Genomic DNA, 7426 nt, shown 5'->3' on the forward strand with positions numbered 1-7426 from the left:
GGTGCTGGAGCGCCACGGCATCACCCTGGACCCGGCCAACCACCGGGTGCACCGTGAGGGCCGCGAGGTCGGCCTCACACCCAAGGAGTTCGCGGTCCTGCAGGTGCTCATGCGCGCACAGGGCACCGTGGTCAGCGCCGAGGGCCTGTTGGAGAAGGCCTGGGACGAGAACGCCGACCCCTTCACCAACGTCGTCCGGGTCACCGTCATGACCCTGCGCAAGAAGCTCGGCAGTCCACAGGTCATCCAGACGGTCCCCGGCGCCGGGTACCGACTGTGAGACCGGGCGAGCGTCCCGAACCCGGACAGGTGGAGGCCACCCGTCCCGGGGACACCGGGACGTGGCGCAGCCTGAACTCGGTGGCGCCCGGTGGCGGGAACACGGAACGCTCCGCCGCCCATTCCACGGTGCATCGCTTCACCGACAACCTCAGTCTGCGGGCCCGCCTCACCCTCATCTACGGGATGCTCTTCTTCGCGGCGGGCTCCCTGCTGGTCCTGGTCAACTACCTGGTCGTCGCGGTCCTGCTCAACGCCCTCCTGGCCGAGGACAGCCTGGCCGAGCTCATCGAGCACAGCCACCACATCGAACAGGTCCTCACCCACGTCACCCGCTTCTCGTTGCTGGCGCTGTTCCTGGTGGGGCTGCTCGCGGTGGCGCTGGGGTACGCGGTGGCCGGGCGGGCGCTCTCGCCGTTGCAGAAGATCACCCGTATCGCCCGACGGCTGTCCGAACGCTCCCTGCACGAACGCATCGCGCTGTCCGGACCCGACGACGAGATCCGTGAGCTCGCCGACACCTTCGACGGCATGCTGGAACGCCTGGACCGGGCCTTCGACGGGCAACGGCGCTTCGTCGCCAACGCCTCGCACGAGCTGCGCACGCCGCTGGCCATCAACCGCACGCTGCTCGAAGTGGCGTTGAGCGCCCCGGACGTGTCCGCCGACCTCAAGAGCGTCGGGCACACCCTGCTGGAGACCAACGCCCGTCACGAACGCCTCATCGACGGGTTGTTGTTCCTGGCCAAGACCGACCGCGAACTGGAGGTCAAGGCCAAGGTCGACCTGGGTGAGGTCGCCGGCACGGTGCTCAGTCAACTGTCCGGGGACCTCGACTCCTCCGGTCTCTCCCTGCGCCAGGACCTGCGCCCCGCCCTGGTGGTGGGCGACCCCGTCCTACTGGAACGACTGGTCGCCAACCTGGTGGAGAACGCCCTCAAGTACAACGTCGACGACGGTGAGATCACCGTGCGCAGCGGTATGTACGAGGGCATGCCCGCGGTCCAGGTGGAGAACTCCGGCAAGGTCATCCCCGCCTACGAGATCGAGGGTCTCTTCGAACCGTTCCGGCGCGGCTCCGGCGACCGTGTGGGCTCGGGCCGCAGCGCCGGTCTGGGCCTGTCCATCGTTCGCTCGGTGGTGCGCGCCCACGAGGGTGTGGTCACCGCCTGGCCCCGCGCCGGCGGCGGTCTGGTCGTCACCGTGTGCCTGCCGGTCCCACCCGGGCAGAGCGGCGAGAGCTCCGACCGCCGTTGAGGAAGGGCCGGTTCGATCCTCCGAAATGCTCATCGGAAAAAGAGGGGCGCACCGGTCCCACGCCTCCCAAGCTGCGCCCGTCCACGCTTCGTGGTATTTATACGTGTCCGAAGACACGCCCACCCCTGTCACGAGCCACGAGTCGGGGTGGGTATGCTTCCCCCGGCGTGGACACGGAGGGAATCCCTCCTGACATGGGCATGTCTTGGTTTTCGCCCCGGCCCGGGGGGTGTTCCATACTTGCCCTTCATGTGGGCGCGTACGTGTTTTCCGGTCTACGAGACGCTCGACGTTGGGTAGTACACGAGAACGACCAGTGCAGGGGCCATCGAATATTGGCCGCCTCCGGTCACGATTTCGTGAAAGTGCTACTGACCTGTGGAAGGTGACCCGGGAGGGGGCACCGAACACGGACTTCGGGAAAACTCATTGGCCGATTCGGGCACAACCAAGGTCTCTCAAGCGTTACACCCGCGCGATGAGGCACTAAACGAGGGGGATGGAGTTAGCAGAGATGGCCACCGACTACGACAGCCCGCGCAAGACTGACGAGGACATCAACGAGGACAGCCTCCAGGAGCTGCAGGCGCGGCGCGTGGACAAGGGCACCGGCACCATCGACGTCGACCCCGACGAGGTGGCCGAGGGCATGGAGCTGCCCGGTGCGGACCTGTCGGGCGAAGAACTCGCGGTCCGGGTACTGCCCCGCCAAGCCGATGAGTTCACCTGCTCGCGCTGCTTCCTGGTTCACCACCGCAGTCAGCTCGCCGAGCAGCGCGCCGGCCAGCTGGTCTGCAAGGAGTGCGCCTGATTGATCGATGGGTCTCCCGAACCCCCGACGGTCCCGAGAACCCGACAGGACCGGGGAACGGACCCGCGACGGTCACCCCTGGGTGACCGGGCCGCCGCCTCCGCGTGAACGGGGGATCCCGCACGGCGGCGGGCGCGACGACGGCGGGCGGTGGACGGCCGACTCCAGACGGGGAGGACCCCGATGGGGTGAGCCGTCCACCGCCACCCGTTCGTCGAGGCGGGGACGGACCCCGCACGCGTCGTGGTCAGGCTTCCAGGTCGCGTCCGCCGGAGCCGACCATCCGCTTGCGGGTGGCGCGTACGGCCAGGACCCGGGCCACCTCCACGCCCACACCCGCGATCACGGCCCAACTCAGGGCGCGTCCCAGGCTCACGTCGGGGGACTCCAGGTCCGTCGGCGGCTCCTCGCCCGTCGCGCGCGTCCAGGCGAAGGTCAGCGCCTTGCGAGTGACGAACTCGGCCGCGAAACCCGCGACCATCCCGAGGACGACCGGTGCGACCTCACCGTCCTTCTTAGCCATGTGAATCGTTCACCGTTTCCTTGTGCGTACGATGGTGCGCGCACGCGCGCACCGTCTGCGGTGAAAGTCTTTCACGCCGAGGCCGTCCCGCGCAGCGCGGCGTGCTCCCGACATCCGTGCGCGTTCGAGGCGCGGATCACGTTCCCTCGGCGGTCAGGGGCCCGCAAACCCGGAGCGAAGTGGCTCTCGGGAGCATTACCATTGCCCCCATGACCAACCGCTCTCATTCCTTCCGCATGCCCGACAAGCCTTCGCTGGACGGTATCGAGGCGAAGTGGGTGGACGTATGGGATGAGTCCGGCGTCTACCATTTCGACCGTAGCCGCAGCCGCGAGGACGTCTACTCGATCGACACCCCGCCGCCCACGGTCTCGGGTTCGCTGCACATCGGCCACGTGTTCTCCTACACGCACACCGACACCGTCGCGCGTTTCCAGCGCATGAACGGCAAGGCCGTCTTCTACCCGATGGGATGGGACGACAACGGCCTGCCCACCGAGCGTCGTGTCCAGAACTACTACGGTGTGCGCTGTGACCCGTCGGTCCCCTATGATCCGGACTTCGAGCCGCCCGCCAAGCCCGACCCCAAGCGACAGGTCCCCGTCTCCCGGGGCAACTTCATCGAGTTGTGCGACAGGCTCACCATCGAGGACGAGAAGGTCTTCGAGTCGATCTGGCGTCGCCTGGGGCTGAGCGTCGACTGGCGGCACACCTACGCCACCATCGACGACAACTCCCGAACGGCCGCTCAGCGCGCCTTCCTGCGCAACCTGTCCCGCGGTGAGGCCTACATGGCCGAGGCGCCCACCCTGTGGGACGTCACCTTCCGCACCGCGGTGGCCCAGGCCGAGCTGGAGGACCGTGAGCGTCCCAGCGCCTACCACAAGGTCGCCTTCCACAAGCCCGACGGCTCCCCGGTCCACATCGAGACCACCCGCCCCGAGCTGCTGGCGGCCTGTGTCGCCCTGGTCGCCCACCCCGACGACGAGCGTTACCAGGACCTGTTCGGCACCACCGTGACCAGCCCGGTCTTCGGTGTCGAGGTCCCTGTCGAGGCCCACCGCCTGGCCGACCCCGAGAAGGGGTCCGGTATCGCCATGATCTGCACCTTCGGTGACACCACCGACGTCACCTGGTGGCGCGAGCTGCAGCTGGAGACCCGCCCCATCATCGGCTGGGACGGACGCATCATCGCCGACCCGCCTCGGGGTCTTGAGTCCGAGACCGGACGCGAGGCCTACGCGCGCCTGGTCGGCGCCACCGTCCACACCGCGCGTGAGCGCACCGTGGAACTGCTGCGCGAGAGCGGCGACCTGGTCGGTGAACCCACTCCCATCACCCACCCGGTGAAGTTCTTCGAGAAGGGCGATAAGCCCCTGGAGATCGTCACCACCCGCCAGTGGTACATCCGTAACGGTGGTCGGGACGAGGACATCCGCGCCCGGCTCATCGAGCGCGGTCGTGAGCTCACCTGGCACCCGGCGCACATGCGTCAGCGCTACGAGAACTGGGTCCAAGGCCTCAACGGCGACTGGCTGATCAGCCGCCAGCGCTTCTTCGGCGTGCCCTTCCCGGTCTGGTATCCGCTGGACGCCGACGGCAACCCGAACTACGACGAGCCGTTGCTGCCCGCCGAGGACCAACTGCCCATCGACCCCAGCTCCCAGGTGCCCACCGGGTACACCGAGGAACAGCGCGGGCGGGCGAACGGGTTCATGGGCGACCCCGACGTCATGGACACCTGGGCGACCTCCTCGCTGTCGCCGCAGATCGCCTCCGGTTGGGAACGCGACCAAGACCTGTTCGAGCGGGTCTTCCCGATGGACTACCGCCCCCAGGGGCAGGACATCATCCGCACCTGGTTGTTCTCCACGGTGGTCCGCGCCGACTTCGAGAACGGCAGCCTGCCCTGGAACACCACCGGAATCTCCGGTTGGATCCTGGACCCGGACCGCAAGAAGATGTCCAAGTCCAAGGGCAACGTCGTCACGCCGGTCGCACTGCTGGAGAAGTACAGCTCCGACGCGGTCCGGTACTGGGCGGCCAGCGGCCGTCTGGGCACCGACACCGCCATGGACGAGGGCCAGATGAAGATCGGCCGCCGGCTGTCCATCAAGGTCCTCAACGCCAGCAAGTTCGTCATGTCGGTCGCGGGCGAGGACGCCTCCACCGATCCGGCCAAGGTCACCGAGCCCCTGGACCGGGCGATGCTGGCGGCACTGGGCGAGGTGGTCGAGGAGGCCACCACCGCGTTCGTCGACTACGACCACACCCGGGCCCTGGAGCGCACCGAGCGCTTCTTCTGGGACTTTTGTGACGACTACCTGGAGCTGGTCAAGACCCGCGCCTACGACACCGGGTCCGCCGAGGGCGCCTCGGCCCGTGCCGCGTTGCTCATCGCCCTGGGCGCCCTGCACAGGTTGTTCGCGCCCTTCATCCCCTTCGTCACCGAAGAGGTCTGGAGCTGGTGGCAGGAGGGTTCGGTGCACGCCCAGGCCTGGCCCGACGCCGCCGAGTACCGTTCCGCCGCCGCGGGCGGTGACCCGGCCGTCCTCGCCGCCACCGCCGAGGTGCTGCGCGAGGTCCGCAAGGCCAAGTCCGAGGCGAAGCTGTCCATGCGCGCCGAGGTCGAGCACGTGAAGGTCTCCGGCAAGCAGGTCGAGGCCGCCCGAGCCGCCAAGGCCGACATCGCTGCCGCCGGGCGCGCCGCCGAGATCGACTTCCAGGCCACCGACGACGCCGAGCTCACCGTCGAGGTCACCATGCCCCCGGCCGAGGAGCCGGCCGCAGGGTAACGATTCGGCGAGAACACGCGAGGGCGGGGCGGCCCCGGGAACACACCCGGTGCCGCCCCGCCCTCGTTCACGCTCCGGCCACCCTCGTGGAACGCTGCCCCGCGTCCCGACGCATCGCGCGATCGGGCCACCCGGGCAACGCCCGGGGAACGATAGGCTCGGCAGATGTGAGTACCTCATCCCTGGAAGGCACACGGGTGCCCGTCACGGTTCGTCGTCTGGACCCCGGGCTGCCCCTGCCCGCCTACGCCCACCCCGGTGACGCGGGCGCGGATCTGTACACCGCCATCGACGTGGTCCTGGCCCCGGGGGAGCGTGCCACCGTGCCCACCGGTCTGGCGATCGCCCTGCCCGACGGCTACGCGGCCTTCGTACACCCCCGTTCGGGGTTGGCCGCCCGTAGCGGACTGACGGTCGTCAACGCCCCGGGGACCGTGGACGCCGGCTACCGGGGCGAGATCAGGGTGACCCTGCTCAACACCGATTCCCACACACCGGTGGAGCTCACGCGCGGTGACCGGATCGCCCAGTTGGTGATCCAACGCGTGGAGCGCGCGGCGTTCGTCGAAGCGGACACGTTGCCGGACTCGGTGCGAGGATCGGGTGGTTTCGGTTCGACCGGGGGCCACGCCGCACGGTGATGACGTCCCCGACTCCCCGGTGTGATTCCGGGACCCACGAAGAAGCGAAGAGGTGAAGGCGTGTTCGGACGCCGCCGTAAGAAGCGGGACCAGGAGACAGAGAGAGCAGCGGAGGAGACTCGTCCGAAGGAGCGACGTGGAGCCGCCGGGGCCGTCTCGTTCGACAACGAGGTGGAGCCGCAGCGCCCCTTGGCACAGCCCGACAAGGACGAGGACCGCTACCGGGCCGGCGGCCCCTGGGACTCTACCGAGGACGCTCCCGAGGCCAAGCGAATGGACCTGGGCAGCATGCTCCTGCCCACGGAGCAGGGTGCCGAGATCCAGGTGAACGTGGCCCAGGACGGTAAGGGCAAGCAGAAGATCATCGGGGTGACCCTGGTGCGCGGCAAGACCGCCCTGCAGGTGCAGCCCTTCGCCGCGCCCAAGTCCTCGGGGTTGTGGGACGAGATGCGCGAGGAACTGCGCGAACAGGTCACGCAGCAGGGCGGCAAGGTCGAGGACCACGAGGGCACCTTCGGCCCGGAGCTGCGGGCCGTCATCCCGATCAAGGGCAAGAAGACCGAGGACGGTCGCCAACTGGGCCAGCGGGTGCGGTTCATCGGCGTGGACGGGCCGCGGTGGGTGCTGCGTGGTGTCATCCGCGGTGAAGGCGCCTCCAAACCCGAGGTGATGTCGGAGATCGAGCAGGTGTTCTCCGACATCGTGGTGGTGCGTGGGGACCAGCCGGCGCCTCCCAGCGAACTACTGCCGATCACCGTGCCCAAGGAGATCCAGGAGAAGATGGCCGCCGCGGCCAAGCAGCGTGCCGCCCAGCAGGCGGCCCAGCGCGGCAACGCCGGCCACTCGCCCAACGGTTCGGCCGAGGGACCCGGCACCGGTGGCCCGGTGCAGGCCTGAGGAAGGGCGTGGGCCCGAGAAAACGGGCCTGTGGACAACCGTTCCGGGGGCGTTTGTTTTCGTAGTGTGTCCTACATGGACGAGACGACGCGAAACAGCGCCCCCCGACCGCTGCCGGAGGACTGGCAGCGTGCCCTGGCGGTGGTGGCACACCCCGACGACCTGGAGTTCGGCGCATCCTCGGCGATCCACCGGTGGACCTCGCAAGGCAAGGACGTCATCG

7 protein-coding genes and 1 pseudogene are annotated in these 7426 nt (G+C 68.8%); 7 read left to right on the forward strand and 1 reads right to left on the reverse strand.

Features of this window, described 5'->3' with window-relative positions:
• The 3 genes from K8V84_RS10850 to K8V84_RS10860 all read left to right on the forward strand — a co-directional run.
• On the forward strand, nt 1–280 hold a 280-nt coding region (locus tag K8V84_RS10850), incomplete at its 5' end, for a winged helix-turn-helix domain-containing protein (RefSeq protein WP_304073813.1).
• The gene (locus K8V84_RS10855; RefSeq protein WP_304073814.1) at nt 277–1536 is read left to right on the forward strand and encodes a cell wall metabolism sensor histidine kinase WalK; all 1260 of its coding nucleotides are present in this window, start codon (nt 277–279) and stop codon (nt 1534–1536) included. The genes K8V84_RS10850 and K8V84_RS10855, both read left to right, overlap by 4 nt.
• Before the next feature lie 514 nt (nt 1537–2050).
• Nucleotides 2051–2347, forward strand: coding sequence for a DUF4193 domain-containing protein (locus K8V84_RS10860; protein WP_013153901.1), 297 nt, complete (start codon nt 2051–2053; stop codon nt 2345–2347).
• 247 nt (nt 2348–2594) lie between these two features.
• On the opposite strand, the gene K8V84_RS10865 is transcribed toward K8V84_RS10860, so the two are convergent.
• Nucleotides 2595–2870 (reverse strand): DUF4235 domain-containing protein, encoded by a 276-nt coding sequence (locus K8V84_RS10865; RefSeq protein ID WP_304073816.1) that lies wholly within the window; start codon nt 2868–2870, stop codon nt 2595–2597.
• 209 nt (nt 2871–3079) lie between these two features.
• Here K8V84_RS10865 and valS point away from each other — a divergent pair, with 209 nt between their 5' ends.
• The 4 genes and pseudogenes from valS to K8V84_RS10885 form a co-directional block, all read left to right on the forward strand.
• Entirely contained in the window at nt 3080–5665 is a 2586-nt protein-coding gene (gene valS / locus K8V84_RS10870; protein ID WP_304073818.1) for a valine--tRNA ligase, read from the forward strand.
• A 167-nt stretch (nt 5666–5832) separates the two neighbouring features.
• A complete protein-coding gene (gene dut / locus K8V84_RS10875; RefSeq protein ID WP_304073820.1) occupies nt 5833–6306 on the forward strand; it encodes a dUTP diphosphatase in 474 nt (157 codons plus the stop codon).
• A 60-nt stretch (nt 6307–6366) separates the two neighbouring features.
• Nucleotides 6367–7203, forward strand: a complete 837-nt coding sequence (locus K8V84_RS10880) for a DUF3710 domain-containing protein (RefSeq protein WP_304073822.1) — start codon at nt 6367–6369, stop codon at nt 7201–7203.
• A gap of 75 nt (nt 7204–7278) precedes the next feature.
• Nucleotides 7279–7426: pseudogene (locus K8V84_RS10885) on the forward strand (PIG-L family deacetylase); the annotation flags it as partial.

This window comes from Nocardiopsis listeri, assembly GCF_020741345.1.
Classification (GTDB): Bacteria; Actinomycetota; Actinomycetes; order Streptosporangiales; family Streptosporangiaceae; genus Nocardiopsis; species Nocardiopsis listeri_A.

Coding starts and splice junctions, on each gene's coding strand:
- valS (WP_304073818.1), top strand. CDS start 3,080: ATGACCAACCGCTCTCATTCCTTCCGCATGCCCGACAAGCCTTCGCTG.
- K8V84_RS10865 (WP_304073816.1), bottom strand. CDS start 2,870: ATGGCTAAGAAGGACGGTGAGGTCGCACCGGTCGTCCTCGGGATGGTC.
- K8V84_RS10860 (WP_013153901.1), top strand. CDS start 2,051: ATGGCCACCGACTACGACAGCCCGCGCAAGACTGACGAGGACATCAAC.